Annotated in this window: 20 protein-coding genes; 10 read left to right on the forward strand and 10 right to left on the reverse strand. The window is 56.7% G+C overall.

Annotated elements, in window-relative coordinates:
- Positions 1-10 precede the first annotated feature (10 nt).
- The 6 genes from EU557_RS09325 (at position 11) to EU557_RS25445 (ending at position 7,663) form a co-directional block, all read left to right on the forward strand.
- Positions 11-769, forward strand: a complete 759-nt coding sequence (locus EU557_RS09325; protein ID WP_135530107.1) for a hypothetical protein — start codon at positions 11-13, stop codon at positions 767-769.
- 45 nt (positions 770-814) lie between these two features.
- Positions 815-1,498: a hypothetical protein gene (locus EU557_RS09330; protein ID WP_135530108.1), complete on the forward strand. Its 684-nt coding sequence runs from the start codon at positions 815-817 to the stop codon at positions 1,496-1,498.
- A 465-nt stretch (positions 1,499-1,963) separates the two neighbouring features.
- A complete protein-coding gene (locus tag EU557_RS09335; protein WP_135530109.1) occupies positions 1,964-3,007 on the forward strand; it encodes a DUF1259 domain-containing protein in 1,044 nt (347 codons plus the stop codon).
- A 115-nt stretch (positions 3,008-3,122) separates the two neighbouring features.
- Positions 3,123-4,658 (forward strand): lipase maturation factor family protein, encoded by a 1,536-nt coding sequence (locus tag EU557_RS09340; protein WP_135530110.1) that lies wholly within the window; start codon positions 3,123-3,125, stop codon positions 4,656-4,658.
- Between the two features lie 268 nt (positions 4,659-4,926).
- On the forward strand, positions 4,927-7,224 hold the full coding sequence (locus EU557_RS09345) for an amylo-alpha-1,6-glucosidase (protein ID WP_167855141.1): 2,298 nt from the start codon (positions 4,927-4,929) through the stop codon (positions 7,222-7,224).
- 262 nt (positions 7,225-7,486) lie between these two features.
- The gene (locus EU557_RS25445; RefSeq protein ID WP_167855142.1) at positions 7,487-7,663 is read left to right on the forward strand and encodes a hypothetical protein; all 177 of its coding nucleotides are present in this window, start codon (positions 7,487-7,489) and stop codon (positions 7,661-7,663) included.
- Positions 7,664-7,744: 81 nt separating this feature from the next.
- On the opposite strand, the gene EU557_RS09350 is transcribed toward EU557_RS25445, so the two are convergent.
- The 5 genes from EU557_RS09350 to EU557_RS09370 form a co-directional block, all read right to left on the reverse strand.
- Entirely contained in the window at positions 7,745-8,419 is a 675-nt protein-coding gene (locus EU557_RS09350) for a sterol desaturase family protein (protein ID WP_135530112.1), read from the reverse strand.
- Positions 8,420-8,490: 71 nt separating this feature from the next.
- Entirely contained in the window at positions 8,491-9,012 is a 522-nt protein-coding gene (locus tag EU557_RS09355; RefSeq protein ID WP_135530113.1) for a shikimate kinase, read from the reverse strand.
- Between the two features lie 71 nt (positions 9,013-9,083).
- Positions 9,084-10,148: an ABC transporter permease gene (locus EU557_RS09360; RefSeq protein WP_342588225.1), complete on the reverse strand. Its 1,065-nt coding sequence runs from the start codon at positions 10,146-10,148 to the stop codon at positions 9,084-9,086.
- Positions 10,145-11,251, reverse strand: coding sequence for a BT_3928 family protein (locus EU557_RS09365; protein WP_135530114.1), 1,107 nt, complete (start codon positions 11,249-11,251; stop codon positions 10,145-10,147). Before EU557_RS09365 ends, EU557_RS09360 begins: the two co-directional genes overlap by 4 nt.
- A 180-nt stretch (positions 11,252-11,431) precedes the next feature.
- Positions 11,432-11,986 (reverse strand): DUF1599 domain-containing protein, encoded by a 555-nt coding sequence (locus EU557_RS09370; RefSeq protein WP_135530115.1) that lies wholly within the window; start codon positions 11,984-11,986, stop codon positions 11,432-11,434.
- Between the two features lie 196 nt (positions 11,987-12,182).
- Between EU557_RS09370 and folP the strand changes: the two genes are divergently transcribed.
- Together folP and cdaA are read left to right on the forward strand one after the other, a co-directional pair.
- Complete coding sequence (gene folP, locus EU557_RS09375; protein WP_135530116.1) at positions 12,183-13,064, forward strand: dihydropteroate synthase; 882 nt, start codon at positions 12,183-12,185, stop codon at positions 13,062-13,064.
- Complete coding sequence (gene cdaA, locus EU557_RS09380) at positions 13,061-13,900, forward strand: diadenylate cyclase CdaA (RefSeq protein WP_135530117.1); 840 nt, start codon at positions 13,061-13,063, stop codon at positions 13,898-13,900. Before folP ends, cdaA begins: the two co-directional genes overlap by 4 nt.
- A gap of 2 nt (positions 13,901-13,902) precedes the next feature.
- Here cdaA and EU557_RS09385 read toward each other — a convergent pair whose 3' ends face one another.
- The 4 genes from EU557_RS09385 to EU557_RS09400 form a co-directional block, all read right to left on the reverse strand.
- On the reverse strand, positions 13,903-14,328 hold the full coding sequence (locus EU557_RS09385; protein WP_135530118.1) for a hypothetical protein: 426 nt from the start codon (positions 14,326-14,328) through the stop codon (positions 13,903-13,905).
- Positions 14,329-14,394: 66 nt separating this feature from the next.
- Positions 14,395-15,642, reverse strand: coding sequence for a glycine C-acetyltransferase (gene kbl / locus EU557_RS09390; protein ID WP_135530119.1), 1,248 nt, complete (start codon positions 15,640-15,642; stop codon positions 14,395-14,397).
- A gap of 206 nt (positions 15,643-15,848) precedes the next feature.
- Positions 15,849-17,054: an alpha/beta hydrolase family protein gene (locus tag EU557_RS09395; protein ID WP_167855143.1), complete on the reverse strand. Its 1,206-nt coding sequence runs from the start codon at positions 17,052-17,054 to the stop codon at positions 15,849-15,851.
- Between the two features lie 129 nt (positions 17,055-17,183).
- The gene (locus tag EU557_RS09400) at positions 17,184-18,158 is read right to left on the reverse strand and encodes a fasciclin domain-containing protein (RefSeq protein ID WP_135530121.1); all 975 of its coding nucleotides are present in this window, start codon (positions 18,156-18,158) and stop codon (positions 17,184-17,186) included.
- A gap of 219 nt (positions 18,159-18,377) precedes the next feature.
- Here EU557_RS09400 and EU557_RS09405 point away from each other — a divergent pair, with 219 nt between their 5' ends.
- The gene (locus tag EU557_RS09405) at positions 18,378-19,268 is read left to right on the forward strand and encodes a hypothetical protein (protein WP_135530122.1); all 891 of its coding nucleotides are present in this window, start codon (positions 18,378-18,380) and stop codon (positions 19,266-19,268) included.
- A 167-nt stretch (positions 19,269-19,435) separates the two neighbouring features.
- Here the strand turns inward: EU557_RS09405 and EU557_RS09410 are convergent, their stop codons facing one another.
- Positions 19,436-20,512: a patatin-like phospholipase family protein gene (locus EU557_RS09410; RefSeq protein WP_167855144.1), complete on the reverse strand. Its 1,077-nt coding sequence runs from the start codon at positions 20,510-20,512 to the stop codon at positions 19,436-19,438.
- Between the two features lie 196 nt (positions 20,513-20,708).
- Between EU557_RS09410 and EU557_RS09415 the strand changes: the two genes are divergently transcribed.
- Positions 20,709-21,689 carry an NAD-dependent epimerase/dehydratase family protein gene (locus tag EU557_RS09415; RefSeq protein WP_135530124.1) on the forward strand — a complete coding sequence of 327 codons (981 nt, stop codon included), beginning with the start codon at positions 20,709-20,711 and terminating at the stop codon, positions 21,687-21,689.
- Positions 21,690-21,693 lie beyond the last annotated feature (4 nt).

Below are 21,693 nucleotides of genomic sequence, written 5' to 3' on the forward strand. Positions count from 1 at the left end.
ACTACTACTTATGGCCCATTCCGACCGTCACCGGGCGGCTGTTGATACCCGTTACGACGAAGCACTACGGAGCACCGCCGACCAGTTGCACTGGTTGCCTTGGGTGGGCACCGGTTACACATATCTGCCACGTTGCCAACGGCTGTTGATAGTAGGGGAAAGTCATTACCACTGGACACATCATTCTGAAACACCGGTACAGGTCAAATCCTATCTGGACAATCCTGAGTTCACCCGGTACTTCGTTTTCGACCACGGCTTTAAAACTCCCCCCAAGCCTACCAAATTCACTACGGCACTTACCAGAGCACTCTACGGCAGGCAGCACTCCCGGGAGCAGAAACAGCGTTTGTGGTCGTCGGTGGCCTACTTCAACCGGGTGCAGCGACCTATGGCAAGCGCACGGGCCCGCCCCACCCAGAAGGATTATCAGGCTGCATGGGATACATTTTTCGCCGTAATAAGCTTATTGCAGCCGGGACACTGCCTGTTTGCAGGCGTTGAAATCTGCGGTTACACGGAGGAAATGCAGGCCGCAGCACGCCGACACGGCTATACAATAGACGGACCGGAACGGCGGCCGGCAATCGGCAAGACGACGCCCCGGCTGGCCACCGTGACCAATGCGGCCGGGGAGGCAACCCGGCTACTCTTTATCAGGCATCCCAGCAGCTTCTTTTCGTGGCAGAAGTGGGGCCGTTTTGTGGATGAGCATTTACCCGGCTACCGTCAGTGGCTGCTCAGCGTAGGTGGTGAAGTACCGGCTTGATGTGCCTGCAACAGGTTTTCTCGCTTAGCCTGCGCATCTTGTTATATGCGCTACACTGAACGCCCCAAGCCGCCTATCGGCACGAAAGACATGCTGTACAGCCTCCTGCAGGTACGCCCGGCCATGGAGAAGCTGTACGGCCAGAAGAAAGAATACGCGCCGCTGATAGCCGCTTTGATGGACCTGCCGTCGGACGCGAAACTGCCCACGGCCAAGTCACTTCAGCAGCAGTTGGGTATCAGTGCGGCCGTGTTCCGGCGGTGGGCGGAAAACTGGCACGATGACTTTCTGGGGTTGATTCAGGAAGATGCTGACGTGCTGCAGTTCCGGCAGGTCGAGTACCTGTTTTGCGTGCCGGGGCCGCGAGACTACATTACCTTCTTATGCCGGCTGGCAGTACCGCCGCAAGTAGGCGAGGGAGTAGAACTAGGCTTTATATCTGGCGTCACCGGCTCTGCCATCTACCACGTCGATAGTATCGCGCACGAGTACCTGCACGACAAAATACAGGTGGTGGTTCGCCTGCGGGAAGGCTACTACGACCCCTACGTGCACCACCTGCGCCACCGGGCCCGCTTCGAGAAAACGCTGACCTGGGAGGAGGAAAGCCAGCTTTCCGGCTACTCGGCAGAGAAACGGCTGTATGAAATCTATAGCCGGCCTGCCACAGCCACACCGGCTTACCAGCCACCGGTGACTGTTGGACGGCGCCGACGCTTCGGGGACTGAGCCGCCGGCAGTTTCATCCGGCCATAGGCCGGGTTCGTTGGCCGGTACTGTTCTTTGCTATTCGAACTTCAGAGCAAATGAAGGGATACCAATAGCGGAGTCCATGGAACCAAGAAGCGCCACTTTTCTCAAAAAGTGGCGCTTCATAGTGGACCTATCAGCCAGCATAATGGTCATGTACCAAGTGCCGCTGAGCATAAGTACGCTGTACAGCCTAAACCGGGACACAAATCAGGACCCAAAACCTAATAATACCCTGAATTAAATACCTTGGCCGGTTATACGCACCCAGGAGGGAGCGCACAAGCCCGGTAAACGACTTCAGCAGTCATTTACCGGGCTTTTTCTTTGCCATATTCCTACCTGGCACCTTCAACTCATCTCTTTCAAGCCACCGGCTGGTCTGGAATGTTAGCTATCTTGGGCTAACCTCTTCCTATTTCTGTCCCCTCTCGCTTGCGTGTTATGAGTCATTTTATTTCCCGCAGAGATGCCCTGCGTAGTACGGCACTGCTCAGCGCTACCTCGCTGCTAGGCCTCGATGCCGCTAGTGCGGCCACTCCGGCGCAACCACCCAAAGGCAATACTCCGGCGTTAACTACCGCCGAAATTGCCAGCATTGAGGCAGCTCTAGGCAAAAAAGGCACCTACGTAGAGGCTCAGGCCACGCACAGCACCGCATTGCCGCGCAACGACTTGAAGATGAAGATCAAGGGAGAGCCGGTGCCTATTCCCTTTGGTTTTGGGGGCTGGGCCGCTATCAAGCACACGCTGGATGGAAAATCAGCCATGCTCATGAGCGACACGGTTCTGCTGCAGGAAGAAGTAGCGCCTCTTATGTCGGCTGCGCTGGCTAACGGGCTGGAAATTGGGGCCGTGCACAACCACTTCTTCTACGAGGAGCCCCGGATTTTCTACATGCACATTCACGGCATGGGGAGCCCGGCCGAACTTGCCCGTAAGTTTGCCGCTACGCTCAAAGACTCTAAGCTGCTGCCTGCTAACCAGCCGCCAAGCCCGCCAGCCTCCGGGGCGCAAGCTGGCAACACAGCTACGCCTGCTGCCGGAGCCGCTGCTACTGGGAAAGAGCTCTTCGACCTGCCCGCACTAGACAAGATAACCGGCTACCAAGGCACTGTAAATGGCCCTACCTATAAGTACACCGTAGGCCGCGATGATTTGCAGGTGGTCATGATGAACACGGAGATGACGGCCGCCATTGGCCTAAACTCCTGGGCTTCGTTTGCCGGGAAACAGGCGGATGCCCACATTGCCGGAGACATTGCCATGTTGGAGCACGAAGTAAACCCTGTTATTAAAGCTCTTCGTGCTCATAATCTCGAAGTGGTAGCGGTGCATAACCACATGCTCTTTGACCAGCCGCGCATGATGTTCCTGCACTACTACGGGCGCGGGCCGGCGGCGCAACTAGCAACAGGGTTCCGGGCAGCCCTAGACCAATTAGGCAAGTCCCAGCACACGCCTGGTATGGAGGGCATGAAGCATTAAGGCGCTGCTAGGTCTGTAGGCCAGTCGGCTCTGCCTTACCCAGTTCCTGCTCATCTATAACTTGCTGCAGGCGAGACAGTACTAGGAGACACACCTTTTAGTACTCGGAAGCAGCATGGAACTTGATGCCGGAAGCGCTCCTCACACGCTCAGCCCCTCTCCTACTTATTGGCTCACCCGCATTGTTATTTTGCGCCTGCTTGGGGCACTCTATGCCATTGCCTTTCTAGTAGCCATCAACCAAATTGTTCCGCTCATCGGCTCCCATGGCCTCTTGCCAGTGGGGAACTACCTCCAGCAGGTGAGTAGCGCCTTTGGCTCAGAGGGCGCGGGCTTCTGGCGGTTGCCGTCGGTGTTTTGGCTAGGCCACTCTGATGCGGCTCTGCTCACTGGCGCTTGGGTTGGTCTGATACTATCTTGCGTAGTGGTGGCGGGCTACGCCAATGCCGTGGTGCTGACGGTGCTGTGGCTGCTGTACATGTCCTTCGTGCACGTAGGCCAGGAGTGGTATGGCTACGGCTGGGAGATTCAGCTGACGGAAACTGGTTTCCTGGCCATCTTTCTGTGCCCGTTGCTCGACCTGCGCCCTTTTCCGCGGTATGCGCCCCCCATGCCTATCATCGTGCTGTTTCGGTGGCTGAACTTCCGCATTATGCTTGGGGCGGGCTTGATTAAGCTGCGGGGCGATGAAGTCTGGCGTAACGGCACAGCCTTGTATTATCATTTCGAGACCCAGCCAATACCGGGGCCACTGAGCCGGTGGTTTCATTTTCTCCCGCGCACTCTGCTGCAAGTAGGCGTGTGGTTTAACTGGCTGGCCGAAGTGGTGGCGCCTTTTTTCGTGTTTGGGCCCCGCCTGGCCCGCCACATTGCGGGCGTGGTCATCGTGTTATTCCAGCTCAACATCATCGTCAGCGGCAACCTCTCCTTTCTCAACTGGCTGACCATTGTGCCGGCGCTGGCGTGCTTCGATGATGGGTTTTGGGCGAAGATTCTCCCTAAGCGTTTGGTGCAACGGGCCGCGGTGGCGGCAGAGCAAGCCGAAGATTCTCGCCCCATGCGCATCACGGCCTGGGCAGTGACGGCGCTACTTGCCGCTTTAAGTGTTCAGCCGGCCCTGAACATCGTCTCGCCCGGGCAAATTATGAACACCTCCTTCGACCCCTTCGATTTGGTGAATACCTATGGGGCCTTCGGCTCGGTGGGGAAAGAGCGGCTGAACGTGGTGTTTGAGGGCACTATGGACGAAAACCCCGACGAACAGGCCACCTGGAAGCCCTACCTCTACAAAGGCCTGCCCGTAGCCCTGGATCAGCGGCCGCCGCAAATTGCGCCCTATCAGCTGCGGTTAGACTGGCAGATGTGGTTTGCCGCCATGTCGTCGCCGACGCAATACCCTTGGACGCTTAACCTGGTGTGGAAGCTTCTGCACAACGACCCGGGAGTAGTCAGCCTGTTCGCGCAGAACCCCTTCCCCAAGCGGCCGCCCCGGTATATCAGGGCGGTGCGTTACCGTTACACGTTTGCGCAACCAGGCAATGCCCAGGGGCGGTGGTGGAATCGGGAGCCGGTTGACATATGGCTGCCGCCTTTGTCTGCTACTGACCCGCGCCTAGCTGAGTTTATCCAGAGCGCTGGGTGGGCTCCTTGACCTTAGCCACGGGGTTAGGAGCGACGTACACCAACGTAGCATCTTTCTATTGAATGAGTGGCCTAGAGGCCGTGTAGTTCAGGTTGACTTGAGCAGGTAGCGAGTACCTTCGGCCTTCTTTACCTGGTTGCTGCCAGTGGCAGTTACTAGGTGGTTATTTTCACTCGCCTATCTACGGCTTACGTTCCGCCGTTTACTGGTCTGTTGCTGAAGCGCTAGGCCAGGCAAACGCACTACTGTCTCTATGCGCCGCTCCCGATTACTTTCCTTGCTCGTTCCTTTTCTGCTTGCCACGGGCTGCACCCAAACCACCCCTACCCGTACCGCAGGACCAGGAGCCGCTAACCTGACCGATGTGCTGGAAACCATGAAAATAGCGGTGCCGCCCTCGGCTAACCGCATTGCCTCCTTCACCAACAAAGAAGCCGCCTACTACTGCGCCCAAACCCACGCGGTAACGCACCCCGAGTACAGCTGGTTTGAGGGGATGAACGTAGCCAAAAACCGCGTATTCGGGGGATACGACCTATTTGTGGGTGATCAACTGCTCGACAACCGCACTGCCAATGTAGTGGTGTACCCCGAGAAACTGGTGCGCCAGCACAGCCCTGGCCTAGAAGAACAGCTCTGGCTCTTCGACCACAAAAACCTCTTGGAGATTGACCTGACCGGCGCAACGCAGCCAGTGGGTATTCAACTTAAGGGCGAGAAGGTGCGCTTTCTGCGCCAGCAGGGAGATATAGCCCTCTTCTCGGCGCGGGAAGGCAACTACCTCATTGCAGTGGCTTCGCGCCAGCAGCAGGCGCTTACGCTCCAAGACCAACGCGTAGTAGCCGCTGGCCAAGGCTTTTTCATTGCCGTAGGCCAGGATGCAGCGGAGGCAACCGCCCTAATTGCGGAAGGAAGGCGCAATAGCGTAGCTCTTAAGCTAGCGCGGCAGCAGCGCCTGCGGGAGCACCTGCAAACCAATGCTTACATCACCTCCAACAACGACTCCCTAACGCAGGCCCTACGCTGGCTAGCCGTTACTACCGACCAGTTGGTGACCCGCCAGCAGGGCGACGGGATTTACGCGGGGCTGCCTTGGTTCAACGAATACTGGGGCCGCGACGAGTTTATTTCCTTCCCTGGGGCTATTCTGGTAACGGGACAATTTGCCACGGCTCGCCAGATCCTGCTCTCTTTCGCCAAGTATCAGCAGCTCGATGCCTCATCGAAATACTTTGGGCGGGTGCCGAACATCGTCAACCCCAGCAACATCGACTACCACACCACCGATGGCACCCCGCGCTTTGTCATTGCCCTGCAGGAGTACGTGAAGTATTCCGGCGACACCTCACTGGTGCGGCAACTGTACCCCAATGTGCAGGCCAGCATTGAGGGCTCATTGAAGCACTGGGTTGACGAGAAGGGCTACCTCCTGCACGAGGACAACGAAACCTGGATGGATGCCCGCGACGCCAAGCTAGTGTCCTACACCCCGCGGGCGAGTCGGGCCAACGATATTCAGGCGCTGTGGTACGAGCAGTTACGGGCCGGAGCCTACTTTGCCGCCTACATGAAGGATGCGGCTCACCAACAGCAGTGGGAGCAGTTGGCTCAGCAGGTGAAAGGCCATTTCGCCCAAGACTACCGCAACGCCCAGCACAACTACCTCGCCGACCGGCTAGACAAGCAGGGCAAGGCCGACTTCACGCTACGCCCCAACCAGCTCTTCGCTTTTGACTTGATCAACGACCCAGCCTTTACCCGGCAGGCGCTGCGCAAAACCTGGACTGAGCTGGTGTACCCCTGGGGCGTAGCCACCCTAGACCGTTACGACCTGCAGTTTCACCCCTACCACCTGGCCCCCGAGTTCTATCACAAGGATGCGGCTTACCACCGCGGCACCATTTGGCCCTGGCTAAATGGCATTGCCATGCAGCGTATGCTGGAAGCCGGGCAAGTAGAAACCGCTTATCAGCTGTTTGCCAACTCCAACCGGCAGGCCCTGTCGCAGGGAGTTGTGGGAGGCCTAAGCGAAAACCTGGATGCCTACCCCCACCCAGGCCAAGCGTGGCCTAAGCTGACGGGCGCCTACCTGCAGGCCTGGTCTAATGCTGAGCAGCTACGGGTGTGGTATCAGCACTTCCTCGGCATCCGGCCCGATATGGCTAACCGCCAACTAACGCTGGCGCCCCGGCTGCCCAAGGCGCTTGAGCAACTGCAGTACAACTTCATGGTTGGCAAAAGCCTAGTTACGGCCGAATATCAAGCGCTGCCCAGCCCCACTCATACCTACCACTTCAACGACCTCAGCACTACGGCAGTGGTTGACGTACTTCCCTTTGAACCCATGCGGGTGGAGGTGCGGCCGGGCTCGGTGCTTATGGTTTCGCCTTCGGTGCAGAAGCTGGTTGTACAAGTTCGGGATGAGCGCGGCAACGTGCTTACTGAGCGAACCGCCACGCCTTCTGCCGCGCGGCAGGCTGAGCAACAGCAGAACAATCAAGCGTTAGCTGGTGTGGACTTCACGCGCCCCCTACCACTCAGCAACCACCCCGTTGTCAATCAGGCAAAGAAGTAAGCTCATAAACGGCGGAGAGGGCTGAGAACTTCAAAAATTCTGCAGGCGAGGGGAATAGCCGATCTGCAGATTTCTCTTACTTCCTTTCTGAGCGAAGAGGCCTGGGCAGGTGGCCTAGCAGCCGATAATTTTCGTACTCAACCTCCACTGTACGTGGGTAGCACCCGTGCCCTACGCTAACCTTTTAGCTTGAGCCAGAGTATGATTATAGGCGCTGCCCATGATGAGCGGCACTTTTACTCACTCTCTCCCTTTGCTACCTATGAACACCCTGCGCCTACCTCTACTCTTTCTGCTCGTTCTGTTCACCTTCTCGCTGAGCAGCTGCGATGCCATCGGCTCCATCTTTAAGGCAGGTGCCTGGACGGGCCTCATTGGCGTATTCCTGATTGTACTGCTGCTGTGGTTCATTGTAAATAAGTTTCGTCGTCGGCCCTAGCATTGTTCTAGGCCACCTACGGCATTAAAAAAGCCCCCGCAGTAGCTGCGGGGGCTTTTTTAATGCCGTAGGTGGCCTAGATTATTTTGCCTTGCTGGGCATGGTACCGATGATGTGGTCCCAGAGGGTGCTGGATACGCCAAAGGCAATTTCATCTTGACGGTAGTGGTGCTGGGCGTGGTGAGTCCACCACACTTTCAGGAAGTTCTTTGGTGGCGCATACACGTGAATGGCGTAGTGCACAAACAGATAGAGTGCATAGCCAAACACAAAGCCCGCCAGAATACCGAATACCGCGTTACCGAACGTGAAGCGGAAAATGAAGAACAGCAGCGAGGTTACGAATACCGTGATGATGGGCGGCATAGCCAGCCGAGTCTTGTCTTTGGGAAACTCGTGGTGCACGCCGTGCATGGTGTACTGAAACTTGGCGCGGCCGGGCGAGGTAGCCGGAATATGGTACAAGTAGCGGTGCATCACGTACTCCACAAACGTAAACATAAACCAGCCTAGCAGAAACAAGCCAAACGCCGACGCCCCTGTTATAAAGCCCCGCGTGATACCATAATACAGGCTCACGAAGGCAGTAATGATAAAGATAGAAGTCGGCAACGCAATGTGCGTGTGCGACAACCGCTCCAACACCGGGTTCTTAAACAGCTGCGCCGAGCCCTTGTGCTTGGGCTTGATGGCATCAGGCGTTTTAACCGGAGTTACTTTTACTTCAGGTTCAGAAGCTTCGGAAGTGGAGTTCATACCAAGGCAGAATTGATGAATACGCAAAAATAGTCATGCTTGCGCAAACGCCGGTCCAGAACCTTAGATAACTAGACGGCGGCGTTGTAACGCTCTACCAACTGCCGCACAGCCTCTACCGAGCAAGTAGGGGCCGCACACCGCAGCGGTGCACGGTCGTAAAACCGCTGACGGGCAGCCAAGGTTTCAGTTAATCGGGTTTCCAGGGCAGCAGCATCGGGCAGCGCCGCCAGTAAGGGCCTACTTGCGGCCTGCCGCTGCAGGCGCCGCACCAACTCCGACACGGGCACTGCGAGGTACAGCGTTAGGCCACTTTCCAGGAGCACATCCAGGTTTTGGTGAAAGCAAGGAGTACCGCCTCCGGTTGATAGCACAAGGCTGGGCAGCTCCGCAATAAGGTCGCGCAACACGGCCGCCTCCCGCTCCCGGAAGTACTCTTCTCCATCCTGCGAGAAAATATCCGGAATGCTACGCTGCTCCCGGCGCACAATTTCCTGATCCAGGTCGCGGAATGGCACTTCATAGGCCGTAGCTAAGGCCCGGCCTAAGGTAGTTTTGCCCGCGCCGGGCATACCAATCAGGTGAAGGCGCATAAGTGGAGGAAGGAACAGTGAGGAAAAGAAAAGCCCAATTACCAGAGTGGCCTAGCAAGCAGTTACTTGGCTTACCCCAGCTTCACGCGGGGGTCGATGAAGGCATATAAAACGTCTACCACAATATTCACCAGCACAAAGAGAGCCGCAATAAAGATAGTGGCACCCATCACAACGGGAAAGTCTAGGTTCTCTACGGCCCGCAGGGTAACGGTGCCCAAGCCTTTCCAGTTGAAGATGTACTCAATGAAGAAAGCACCCGCCATCAAGGAAGCCAGCCACCCCGAAACAGCCGTAATGACGGGGTTTAAGGCGTTCTTTAACGCGTGGCTTACCACCGTGCGGTAACCCGACAGGCCCTTGGCCCGCGCCGTTCGGATGTAGTCCTGGCTCATCACATCAAGCATAGAAGAGCGCGTAAGCTGCACGATAACGGCCAGGGGACGGATACCCAGCGCAAAGGCGGGCAGCAGCAGGTTGCGCAGTACCAAATGGCGCCCGGTAAACGGATCGGTTTCGTAGAGCTGGCCGGTGAGGTTGAGGCCGGTCCAGGAGCTCCAGTAGAACCCGAAGGTGATGGCAATAAGAATAGCCGCTACAAACGAAGGCACCGAAATGCCCAGCACAGAGGTAGACACCAGTAGCCGATCCAGCCAGGAATGCGGCTTTAGTGCTGCTACAATACCAAGCGTAATACCCAGCACGGCCGCAATGAGCATGGCCGCTACGGCCAGCCACAGGGTGCCCGTGAAGTGGTCGAGCAGAATGCTGAGTACTTCTTTGTTGCTCTGGAAAGACCGACGCAGGTAGGGCGTTTTGAGCACCAACGCTTTCTGGCCCAGTGGCAGCAGCGTAACGCCCCCGTACTTAGCCACGCCCGCCGAATCGCGCGGGTGCAGGCCTAGCGGCGACACATCGTTTAGGTAACCGGCCAGCTGGGCGGGCAGGGGCTGATCGAGGCCGAGGTCGGCGGCAATGGCGGCACGGGTGGCCGCATCGGAGCGCTGGCCGGCCAACAGGGCTACTGGGTCACCGGGCAGCACATTGAACAAGAAGAACACCGTGAGGGCCACGCCCACCAGCACTAGCACCCCCTGCCAGAGGCGCCGCAGCACAAACCCTAGTATTCGGCTCACAGCTTCGCCTCCAAATCTCCCAGCTCGGGGATATCGTGGTAGTGATACTTGCCCTTCACCACGCCATTCTGCAGCAATACCAGGCCGGGGTTAGAGCGGATCATGGACTTCAGCACGGTGGCATCAGCGAAGTAGAATGGAGCGGCCAGGTTTACGTCGTGGCGGTAAGAATCAAAGGCGGCGGGGCTGCTGCTGGTAATTACCAGCGGCGTCAGGGGCTTTTTCGATTTGGCTGCGCCCTCCAGTAGGTTGTTAATTTCCTTGTATCGGTCGCGGTCGGCAGAAGTCACGTCTTGCACAATTAGCAGCAGCTTATTACCCTGCAATACTTCCTGAGTGTGGTCTTTGCCTTCATCATCAAACACGGAGAAGTCGGTGATGACGGGCTTAGACGTGAGCGGGTTCAGCACCTCCATGCTCTTATACTTCCAGGTTGAGTCGGTGGGGTACTCTGAGAACGTCTTGGTTTCGCCGTTGCGCTCCATCACGTACTGGTACTTGGCCTGCTCCTGGGGCTTCATCAGCTTTCCAATGTCGTTGCCCACCTTATAGGGCAGGAAGTCGAAGTAGGGCAAGTGGCCTAGCGCCCGCACGCCAATGCCAATGGCCACCGCCGACGCAATGGTGATGTACATAACCCCCAGCGTACCCTTGGCAAATACCCGACGCAGGTAGCGCTGGTTGAAGAACACTACGGCCCACAGCAGTAGCAGGAACATATCCTTGGCAAAGGAAGTCCAGGGCGTGAGTTTGATAAAGTCGCCGAAGCAGCCGCAGTCCGTTACTTTGTTAAACGCTGCCGAGTAAAAGGTCAGGAAGCCGAAGAACACCAACAGGCCTAGCAGCGTCAGGAGCACTTGGCGCAGCATCCAGCGCAGCAGCAGGGCCACGCCCAGCACCACTTCCAGAGAGCTAAGCACAATGCTCAGCGTGCGAGAATGCGGAATAAAGACGTGAAAGAAAGAGCCAATGTCTTTGCTGAACACCTCAAAATACTCTTCCAGCTTGAGCGCAGTACCTACCGGGTCGTTGAGCTTCACCAGCCCCGAAAAGATAAATACCACCCCCAGCAGCAGCCAGCAGATACGGGTAATTTGTTTCATATAGAACGTACTTCTTGAGGAGCTTAACGGCTTGATTTCATAAAGGTAACGGCATCCGGCGGGGTAGCCTCTGCACAAGGCAAAACGGCAGCCCGCCCAGACGACACGCGTTGTTACGAAGCAAGGTGAGTTACCGCCCTGAGGAAGACAAATATTTATACTTCGGCGTGCGCTAGGCCACTAGGCGTTCAGGTCCGCAAAGCCTTTTTTGATCAGGACAAACACGGCGTAGTTGAGCATGTCGCGGTAGTTGGCCTCCACGCCTTCAGATACGCGCGTGAGCCCGTGCAGATCTTCAATCTGCTTGGTGCGGTGCAGCTTCATCAGAATAATATCCGTGATGCTCTCCACGCGCATCTGCCGCCACGCCTCGCCGTAGTCGTGGTTTTTGGCAAACAGCAGGTGGCGGTTTTCCACTACCTGCGCATCATAGGCTTGGGCCACCGCATCGGGCTCCAGGTCCAGGGGCGCGTCGGCGGGCAGGCTTAGCTGCATGAGGGCAATGATGCAGTAGTTGATAATGGCCACAAACTCCTCCTCTACCCCATCGGCCACCAGCTGGGTGCCTTTCTCCTGAATGCTGCGAATGCGCTGGGCCTTGATATAAATCTGGTCGGTGACCGACGGAAGACGCAAGATGCGCCAAGCCGTGCCGTAGTCGTGGGTTTTAGCCAGAAACAGCCGGCGGCATTGCTCGATTACCCGGTCGTACTCGTGCTGGGTTTGATTCTCCAAGTTTTTCAGCCTATTTTGTTGGGAAACGGCATTTACTATTTTCCTGCACTCTCCTGACGCCGGAAGCATCCTATCGCGGCAGCCTGAGTCATTACCAGGGTAGCCGTTCTGAGGTGGTAAGCTCCAGCGTCGTCGCCTCGGGCGAAGAATGGCTCAGGATGTGAGGGAGAGAATAGCTTCAATTTGCATAGAAACCATGCTCCAGGCCCCGCAAGATACGTGTTTTTCCCCCAGGCAAACCCTGCGTTGCCCCGGTGGGCGCGTGCTGGATTTGCGCCGGCCGCAAGTCATGGGCATCCTCAATCTAACCCCCGATTCGTTCTTTGCTGGTAACCGCATCGGGGCTGAGGATGAGCTGCTGCGCCGCGCCGAGCAGATGCTAGGCCAGGGGGCCGCCATCCTCGATCTGGGCGGGTACTCCTCCCGCCCCGGTGCCGAAGATATTTCCGTTGACGAGGAAAAGCGCCGCCTGCTACCCGCCATTGCCGCCGTGCGCCGCGCCTTTCCCGAGGCGTTTATCTCCGCCGACACTTTCCGGGCCAGCGTGGCCGAAGAAGCCGTAGCCGCCGGGGCCGATATTCTTAACGATATTAGCGGCGGCCAGCTTGATGCGGAGCTATTACCTACTGTGGGCCGCCTGCAAGTGCCTTACATTCTGATGCACATGCGGGGCACGCCCCAAACCATGACCCAGCTCACGCACTATGACGATGACTTGGTGCTGGAGCTGGTGCGCTATTTCCGCGACAAGCTAACGGAGCTACGCCGCCACGGCGTAACCGACGTGGTGCTAGACCCCGGCTTTGGCTTTGCCAAAACGCCCAAGCAGGGCCATGAGCTGCTGCGCCGCCTGCAGGAGCTGCAAGTACTAGGCCTGCCGGTGCTGGCGGGGCTGTCCAGAAAAAGCATGGTGTACAAGCCGCTAGGCCTGTCGGCCGATGCCGCCTTAGCGGGCACCATTGCCATGAATACCCTGGCGCTGGTCAACGGGGCCCGGATTCTGCGCGTACATGATGTGGCCGAGGCTGTACAAACTGTGCAGCTCGTATCTAACACTTTCCCACCCTTCTCCCCGTGATTGGCTTCTTCACCGTCGGCTTCCTGCGCATAGGCTGGGTAGACGTCATCGACGTGCTGCTGGTCACGGTGCTGTTTTATCAGCTGTACAAACTGCTGACGGGAAGTGTGGCGCTGAAGATTTTCCTGGGCTTCATGTCCATTTACTTGCTCTATCTGGTGGTGAAGGCCACCGGTATGGAGCTCCTCACCAGCATCCTAGGCCAGTTCATGAGCGTGGGGGTGCTGGCGGGAATCATTCTGTTTCAGCAGGAAATCAGGCGGTTTCTGCTCACCATCGGTAAGGCCACGGCCCTAGACCGCGTGCGGGTGTTCCCATGGCGGCGCGAGGCGGCTTCGGAACGCATGAACATTACGCCCTTTGTAGAAGCCGCTAAAAGCTTAGCGGGCAAGCAAACTGGCGCGCTCATCGCCTTCAGCATGGCCTCCGACCTGAAGTTCTTCGCCGACTCCGGCGACCTGATTGACGCCACCGTGAGCAAGCGCCTGCTCATGAGTATCTTCAACAAAACTAGTCCGCTGCACGACGGGGCCGTCATCATTACCCGTGGCCGCATTCAGGCCGCCCGCTGCATTCTACCCGTCAGCGAAAACCCCGATGTACCCGCCTCCATGGGCCTACGCCACCGCGCTGCCATCGGCCTAACGGAAGTAACCGATGCTATTGTACTGGTTGTGAGCGAAGAAACTGGCCAGATTTCCTTGGTGCGCGGCGGTGAAGTCTTCCGCAACCTAGCCTCTGCCGACCTGCGGGCCCGCCTCAACGAGTTCCTGTTCGATGTAGCCCCCAAGCCGACTGCTTCAACGGGTTCTACAGCAGCGGAAGTGGCGGCGTAGGGCTACTCAGTAGCCGTCAGAAGTTCCTCTAAATACATTTTGTGTTTCCTGAGCTCGAAGGCTTTGTCTAGGTCTAGATCAACAAGTAAAAGCCTATCTGTCAGCCCGTGCTTGTGCAACGCTAGTTGTTCACTTTTAAACGGTGCATCTTCCAGCCAGTAGAAATCGGTAGAGAAGTCGATTGCTTCCGTTTTTAAGGTCTCCCACATTGTTGCTTTCACAGCTTGAAGATGCTGCAGCGTGCTAACTCCATAAAAGCTAGCCAAATATTGTACTGCAGTGTGTGCTAGGCCTCTACAGTGAGTAGTCAACCAATAGCAGTCGAAGTACTGCGTCACAAACACTATAAATTCTGCTCCAAAGTCAGGGCTTTGCGTGTTGCGCTTGGTCAACAATACACCGTCTATATCAAGGTAGAGTCTTATCATATTGAAAAAAGAACCCACTTCATTCGCTGAAAGTGGGTTCTCATTTTATAGGTAAGCGGATGGTAATTACGGCGTATTAGTCACTACCTGCCCAGCTTCGGGCTGTTGGGCGCTGCGGTCTTTGAGCGTGCCTAGCTCGCGGCCTACTTCAATGAAGGCGTTGATGGCCTTATCGAGGTGCGCGCGGGTGTGGGCAGCGGACAGCTGCACCCGAATGCGGGCCTGACCTTTGGGCACTACGGGGTAATAGAACCCTACTACGTAGATGCCTTTGTCGAGCATTTTGGCGGCAAACTCCTGAGCCAGCTTGGCGTCGTAGAGCATGACTGGTACAATGGGATGCTCGCCGGGCTTAATGTCGAAGCCGGCGGCGGTCATCTTTTCGCGGAAGTACTTGGTATTTTCTTCCAGCCGGTCGCGTAGCTCGGTGCTTTCCGTAAGCAACTCCAATACCCGCAGGCTAGCACCTACAATGGCTGGGGCCAAGGTGTTAGAGAACAGATATGGGCGGCTGCGCTGACGCAGCATGTCAATGATTTCCTTACGGCCCGAAGTAAAACCACCCATGGCGCCGCCCAGGGCTTTGCCCAGCGTACCCGTAATGATATCAACGCGGCCTAGCACGTTGCGGTACTCATGGGTGCCGCGGCCGGTTTTGCCCAGGAAGCCCATAGAGTGACACTCGTCAATCATCACCAGAGCCTGGTACTTGTCGGCCAGATCACAGATTTTATCGAGCTGAGCGATAGTGCCATCCATGGAGAATGAGCCGTCGGTGACGATGATGCGGTGGCGGGTGCCTTTGGCCTGGGCATCCTGGAGCTGCTTTTCCAGGTCGGCCATGTCGTTGTGAGCGTAGCGGTAGCGCTGAGCTTTGCAGAGACGCACGCCATCAATGATGGAAGCGTGGTTGAGCGCATCAGAAATGATAGCGTCTTGCTCACTGAACAATGGCTCAAACACGCCGCCATTGGCGTCGAAGGCTGCCGCGTACAGAATGGTGTCCTCGGTGCCGAGGAACTCAGCCAGCTTGGCTTCCAGCTCCTTATGAATATCCTGAGTGCCGCAGATAAAGCGCACCGACGACATGCCGTAGCCGTGCGTATCAATAGCTTCTTTAGCCGCTTTCACCACCTCGGGGTGGGAGGAGAGGCCTAGGTAGTTGTTGGCGCAAAAGTTCAGCACCTCACCGGCTTCAGTGGTTTCAATTTCCGCGCCTTGGGGCGAGGTAATGATGCGCTCCTTTTTATAAAGACCGGCTTCCTTGATTTCCTGGAGCTGCTGCTCAAGATCTGGCTGGAGGGTGGCGTACATAGCGGTGAGGTGGTGAAGTAGTAAACGGATGAGTTGGGATGGAAAAGTAAAAGTACGGCATCCCGCAAAAAGGAGAGGACTTTATCCCATCGGGATAAAGTCCTCTCCATGACAAGCAGCAAACTGCTAAAAGCGGAGCAGAGTTTCCGTAGGCCGCCATGCTCCTTTGCTAGCAATAGGGGCCTAGGCGTTCCTCTCTACCAAAACTACCGCTGGCGCACCCACTCGCGAATAGCGGATAAGGCTATGTAGGAGAAAATTGGCTGGCGCACATTGTCTACCAGGGGCCAGTGCGTTTCAGGCGCTTGAAATACGTGGTTAACGCCCTCAAACTTTTGTACCGTCACGGTGCGGTTGGCTTTCAGGCCTTTTTCCAGCAGGGCTAGGTTGGTAGGAGCTACTTCCTCATCATCGAGGCCCTGCATTAACAGCACGGGGCACTTTACATTGCTGAGGTATTGCTGCGGGTCGAAGCTCAGATAGCTACGGTACCAAGTAGTAGTTCGGCGGGCCGCTAAGGTCCGGGCCTGGCTGGGGTCGAGCTCAGCGTTATCTTGGCGCATCATATTGGCCAGAATAGCTTGCACCTGGGCATTATCGGGGTTCTGGCGCACAATTTCCAGCATGGCTTGCTCCCGCGCAAGAGCTTTGGTTAGGGCATTTTGAGCTTCCGTTTTCTGATTCAGCTGGTACTTTGCCACCGCAGTTTCTACCTGGGCTGCATTGGCGCCTGAGGCTCGCATGCTTGCTACCTGCTGCTCAAGAGCCTGCTGGGCCAGCATACGACGCTTGCCCAATGTTTGGGAAGTATCGGCAGAGGCAACCATACGCTGCGCAGCTTGCTGGTTTGCCAGCAAATCGCGCCCTACTTGGCCGGAAGCTGCCAGCGTCACAACGAAGGCGGGAGGTAGCGGCTGGGCGGCAGCCAACAGGCCTACGTTGCCTCCTTCTCCGTGACCAATCACGCCTACTCGAGCAGCCGCAATTTCGGGCCGCGTACGCAGGTAGAGCATTGCGGCTTGCACATCCTTCACGCGGTCGAGGGTTGTGGTGGCGCTATTATCGCCTTCCGATTTGCCCACGCCCCGGTCATCGAAACGCAACACGGCAATGCCCTGCTCACTTAAGTGCTCAGCCAGTAGCCGCAGCGGTTGATATCCTCGCACACTACCGTCGCGGTTCTGTGCACCCATATCCGAGATAAGTACAACTGCCGGAAACGGACCCGCTCCTTGCGGAACTGTTAATGTTCCGGCTAGCTGCAGCTTATCAATTGCATTCGGAAAAGTGACTTCCTCAGTACCATATAAGGCACTTTGTTCTACTGGCGTGGCCCCAGAACCGGCTTGAGCCTGCATAACGGAAGCCAGCAGTAGCCAACCGCCTAACAAAGCAGAACGAAAAAACGACATAAAATATAAAAAACAGGTGGGTACAGCCCAGAGGCAAAAATTGCGCACAAAGGTAAAGTATAATTTCTGCCCTTGCAGGAAGAACTTACACTTTAGCATTCAAATCCTGTTCACTCTCTGTTAATTACCTTAGGGCAGCAGCACTTGGTCGATAACGTGCACCACCCCATTAGTGCATTGCACATCCGGAATTACCATGGTAGCGGGTGTGGTATTGCCCTTGCCCTGCACCGGCACCACTCCATCAGTGAAGAGGCCCAGTTTTACTTCGCCGCCCAGCGTGGTCAGGTTGGCGTTGTCCTTCAACTCTGGGGTGAAAGTGCCGCCGTTGTTAGCCACATGATTCAGCAATACCGCCGTAACGGTGGCCTGGGGGAGCTTACGAATATCAGCGGGCTGGTCAAGCGCCACGCCCAGCTTGCGGCCTAAGTCTTTGAAGGCAGCATCGGTAGGGGCAAATACGGTGAACGATGGGCTCCCGGGCTTGGCCGTAAGGGCATCGGTCAGGTTGCAGTAAATAAGCGCCTCTACCAAAAAGGTGAGTTCGGGCTTCACGAATACCTGCCCGTTTTTAAGCGCCAGCGCCGACTGCACAATATCGGCCCCGGTGGCCAGCAGCACTTTATCAATTGGATGCACCATGCCGTTGGCGGCTTGTACATCCAGGGCCAGGATGCGGGAGCCATTCACGTATAAGTTACCGTCGCGGGTAATAATGCGGCGGGTGGGGCCCGCTAAGGAAGCAGACGTGCTGCCCGCTTTAAAGGTGCTGCTTTCTAAACGGCCAGCAGCGGTGTGGTAGAGCAGGGTGCTAGTAAGGAAAGGCTTTTGCAGGGCCAGTAAGTCGGAGGCACTGTTGAGGCCTAGGCGGGCGAAGGCAGCATTGGTTGGAGCAAATACAGTGTACTGGGCACCGCTGGTGGCCTTGTTGGTGAGCGTGATGGCTACGCCCCCACGGATGGCAGCGTCTTCTAGCACGCTAAAATCTTGGCCAGCCACGGCAATGTTCGCAATGGACGGCGCCACGTCTTCGCGTTGGCAGCTGGTGAGAGATGTGGCGCTTACAACTAGGCCAGCAAGGAGAAATGAGAAAAGGTGTTTCATGAAAAAAGCCAATGCAAAAGGTGTGGTTATTAGGGCGCTATTCAGTTGTATTAAACTGATACGCAATTAACGACCCTATTCCCAAAATGGATTTACCGTCTACCAATCCGAATGAGACATTGGTCGCGTAAATGCGACGATTCACAGAAACACGCTCCCAACCTCGCCAGACTACAGCAACATTTACCTCACTAACACACCATTTGCGAACTTTTTCTCATGAAACACTTCTCCACTCTTTTTGGCTTGACGGCTGGCCTTGTACTGGCCTCCGGAGCCACAGTTTCCGCCCAAAGTTTGGTAAGCGGTTTCATGTCGGGAAAGCACCACGGTTCTATTGCCGTTTCTACCACTGCTGAGAATTACAAGCAGGTATACCTCGTCCCGGAAAAAGTAAATATGGTACCCATCTACCGGCAGATCTACGTGACGTCGGTAAACCTGTACGCTAGCTATGGCCTCACCGACAAGATTGACGCGATTGTGAGCTTGCCTTACATTAAGTCAGAGGGTCGGGCCGACGAACAAGTAGTGCAGGACCTGGGCTTCCGTAACTCGCGCCAGGATTTTCAGGACATCACCGGTGTGCTGAAGTTCAAGTCGTACTCCGGCACCGTTGGTAACTACCTCGTTGATCTGTTGGGCGTGGTGGCTGTAAGCACGCCGTTCAGTGATTATAAATCGAATACTGGCCTAGACTACATCATTGCCATCGGCAACCGGGCCACCAAGGTTACTACGCTGGGGGTTTTGCACGTGAAAACTGCCTCGGGGGTATTTGCTACTGGGCAAGCAGGCTACAGCCTACGCAGTGGCCTCGTGCCCAATGCCTTTTTGGCCGAAACTAAGGTTGGGTTTGCAGGCACCAAGCTATACGCCGAGGCCCTGGCTTCCTTCCAGAAGTCAGACAAGAGTGGCACCGATATTCTGCAGCCAGGCTTCAACGGTAACTTCACCGCCACGCGAGTAGATTTTATCCGGGTGGGCGTTAACCTATTCCGCCCGCTTACCAAAGGCCTTGGCGCTTCCGTGGGGGTGAGCTCCTACGTGGCAGGCCGCAACGTAGGCCAGTCGACCGGCATTTCCGGTGGCCTATCGTATAATTTCTAATTGTTGATCTGGCCTAGAACGCCACAACAAAGCCTCTTACTGAGCACATCCCAAGCCCCGATGGTGCAGTTCTAGGCCAGTAAGTAGCCCGTGAGGCTTGCCTACGGTGTACTCCTAATTCGGGTGTATTCCGCATGCGGTCTTAAGGCCTTACCTCTGACTTTCACCTAGTCCTTCCTGAGGAATGCTAGTACTCCATTACGGCCGCTGTGCATTAATTCTTGCTTCTGGGCTTCAGATAAACGCTTGATTTTGGGATTGTAGCCACGGGTGCTGATGCTGATAGTCCGTTCCCAGTCGCGGGGCTGGGCGGGATTTAGGTTTTCGATGGCCACTGTGTAAAGGGCACCCACATACGAACCGAAGTCGCGGACGGGGTAGGGCGCCAATTGCTGACGGCCGGTGGGCAAGGTATCAAGAGCCAGTTGGGCCGGGCGGTCGAGGCGGAGGCCTAGAGTTTCGGGGTTGAAGAGCGGGCCAGTGGCGGGAGCTTCCCCAGCACCTGACGACAAATAGCGCGCATCATCAAACATCCAAATCGGATAATTGGCCAGTAGGCCCCCATCAACCAGTACATCAACCGGCTGCCCCTTCACTGGATGACGCACAATATGGCCCCCGGCATCTAGCAGAACCGCGCGGAAGTAGAGCGGGATGCTCATGCTGATACGCACGGCATCGGCCACGCGCAGGTCGGGGTGGGTTTCATAGCTAAAGATTTGGGTGCGCTGCGTAGTGAGGTTGGTGCCGGTGGTATACAGGTCGCGGTAGTGGGTAGGCTCCTGCTGCGCCAGGGCGTGCAACTGGCCTAGCGTAAGGTTGGGGCGCTGCGTTTTGCGGGCCACCAACTGGTTGAGGTAGCGGGCCAGCTCGTCGCCGCGGTACCAGCCGTATTGCTTCACAAGGCGAGTGCCGCCGCCGAAGAACATCAGGCGCCCATCATTCAGCCGCTGAATAGGCGTGTGATTTACTACTTCCACTATTTCCTGAGGCGAATACCCCACCGCCAGCAGTGCCGCCTGAATAGCCCCCGCGGAGGTGCCGCCAACGCGGCGGAGGCCAGTTAATACGCCCTGCTTGTCCAGCTCGGCCAGGGCGCCCCCGTAAGCAATGCCCCGGATGCCGCCCCCTTCCATCACCAGGTTGCGGTACACTGGCGGAGTGGGCTGGGCCTGCACAGGCGCAGTTGTACCAACCCATAGGAATAGGCCTAGCAGCATACGCCGCGCGGATATGTACTGCATAGGTAAACCTGAATGTGTAACCATAAGAGGTTGCGGATGGAAAGCTCTCTGGCAGACGGATACCCGCACCGGCCAGAAGGTTGTATGCTCGTTTACTACGTCCAGCTCAGAGGGCTTGCCGCTGAACTCGGCAGAACCATTTCACCCCGTTATCTTTGTAGCCCCCATCCACCCACACCCTCCTTTTTCAGCATATATGCAGTCTACCACCCCCAGCGATACAATACTGGTTATCGGAGCCGGCGGCCAGCTTGGTTTAGAACTCACCCACGAGCTGCGCCAGATCTATGGTGCCTCCAACGTAGTAGCCGCCGATGTACGGGCGCCCCAACACCCCGAGGCGCAAGAAGCTGGCCCGTTTGAACTGCTGGATGTGCTAGACAAGCCTCGGCTGGAGGAAGTGATGCGCCAATACAAGCCGAAGCAGGTATACCACCTCGCGGCTCTGCTTTCGGCTACGGCTGAGAAGAACCCCAAATTTGGGTGGCAGCTGAACATGGATGGCTTGTTTCACGTGCTCGATGCGGCCGTAGACCTGGGCGTACAGCAGGTATACTGGCCTAGCAGCATTGCGGTGTTTGGCCCCGATACGCCCCGCGAAAACACGCCGCAGCTCACCGTTATGAACCCCAATACGGTGTACGGCATCAGCAAGCTGGCCGGAGAGCAGTGGTGTGAGTGGTACTTCCGCAAGCATGGCCTCGATGTACGGAGCCTGCGCTACCCCGGCCTCATCGGCTACAAGAGCCTCCCCGGCGGCGGCACCACCGACTATGCCGTGGATATTTACCACAAAGCCGTAGCCGGACAGGCCTACGAGTGCTTTCTGGAGCAGGACACCTACCTGCCCATGATGTACATGCCCGATGCCCTGAAAGCAACTCTGGACTTAATGCACGCACCCGCCGACAACATTCAGGTGCGTAGCAGCTACAACCTGGGCGCAATGAGCTTCTCGCCCGAGGAAATCACGCGCAGCATTCAGCGCCACTACCCCGATTTTCAGGTTACCTACCAGCCCGACTCGCGCCAGCAGATTGCTAACTCCTGGCCCGCCAGCATCGATGACTCTAAGGCCCGCCAGGACTGGGGCTGGCAGCCGCAGTTCACGCTAGACAAGATGACCGACGACATGCTGCTGCACCTGAAGGAATTGCAGCCTGCTCCGGTTTCCTAGGCCA

Source organism: Hymenobacter wooponensis (genome assembly GCF_004745865.1).
In the GTDB taxonomy this organism is placed as follows: domain Bacteria; phylum Bacteroidota; class Bacteroidia; order Cytophagales; family Hymenobacteraceae; genus Hymenobacter; species Hymenobacter wooponensis.

Excerpts from the sequence above, each read along its gene's own strand:
- EU557_RS09350 (WP_135530112.1), bottom strand. The coding sequence starts at position 8,419 with ATGAACTCCACTTCCGAAGCTTCTGAACCTGAAGTAAAAGTAACTCCG.
- EU557_RS25445 (WP_167855142.1), top strand. The coding sequence starts at position 7,487 with ATGAACACCCTGCGCCTACCTCTACTCTTTCTGCTCGTTCTGTTCACC.
- EU557_RS09365 (WP_135530114.1), bottom strand. The coding sequence starts at position 11,251 with ATGAAACAAATTACCCGTATCTGCTGGCTGCTGCTGGGGGTGGTATTT.
- EU557_RS09355 (WP_135530113.1), bottom strand. The coding sequence starts at position 9,012 with ATGCGCCTTCACCTGATTGGTATGCCCGGCGCGGGCAAAACTACCTTA.
- EU557_RS09335 (WP_135530109.1), top strand. The coding sequence starts at position 1,964 with ATGAGTCATTTTATTTCCCGCAGAGATGCCCTGCGTAGTACGGCACTG.
- EU557_RS09410 (WP_167855144.1), bottom strand. The coding sequence starts at position 20,512 with ATGCAGTACATATCCGCGCGGCGTATGCTGCTAGGCCTATTCCTATGG.
- EU557_RS09415 (WP_135530124.1), top strand. The coding sequence starts at position 20,709 with ATGCAGTCTACCACCCCCAGCGATACAATACTGGTTATCGGAGCCGGC.
- EU557_RS09405 (WP_135530122.1), top strand. The coding sequence starts at position 18,378 with ATGAAACACTTCTCCACTCTTTTTGGCTTGACGGCTGGCCTTGTACTG.
- EU557_RS09330 (WP_135530108.1), top strand. The coding sequence starts at position 815 with ATGCGCTACACTGAACGCCCCAAGCCGCCTATCGGCACGAAAGACATG.
- EU557_RS09385 (WP_135530118.1), bottom strand. The coding sequence starts at position 14,328 with ATGATAAGACTCTACCTTGATATAGACGGTGTATTGTTGACCAAGCGC.
- EU557_RS09400 (WP_135530121.1), bottom strand. The coding sequence starts at position 18,158 with ATGAAACACCTTTTCTCATTTCTCCTTGCTGGCCTAGTTGTAAGCGCC.
- EU557_RS09340 (WP_135530110.1), top strand. The coding sequence starts at position 3,123 with ATGGAACTTGATGCCGGAAGCGCTCCTCACACGCTCAGCCCCTCTCCT.
- EU557_RS09395 (WP_167855143.1), bottom strand. The coding sequence starts at position 17,054 with ATGTCGTTTTTTCGTTCTGCTTTGTTAGGCGGTTGGCTACTGCTGGCT.
- kbl (WP_135530119.1), bottom strand. The coding sequence starts at position 15,642 with ATGTACGCCACCCTCCAGCCAGATCTTGAGCAGCAGCTCCAGGAAATC.
- folP (WP_135530116.1), top strand. The coding sequence starts at position 12,183 with ATGCTCCAGGCCCCGCAAGATACGTGTTTTTCCCCCAGGCAAACCCTG.
- EU557_RS09325 (WP_135530107.1), top strand. The coding sequence starts at position 11 with ATGGCCCATTCCGACCGTCACCGGGCGGCTGTTGATACCCGTTACGAC.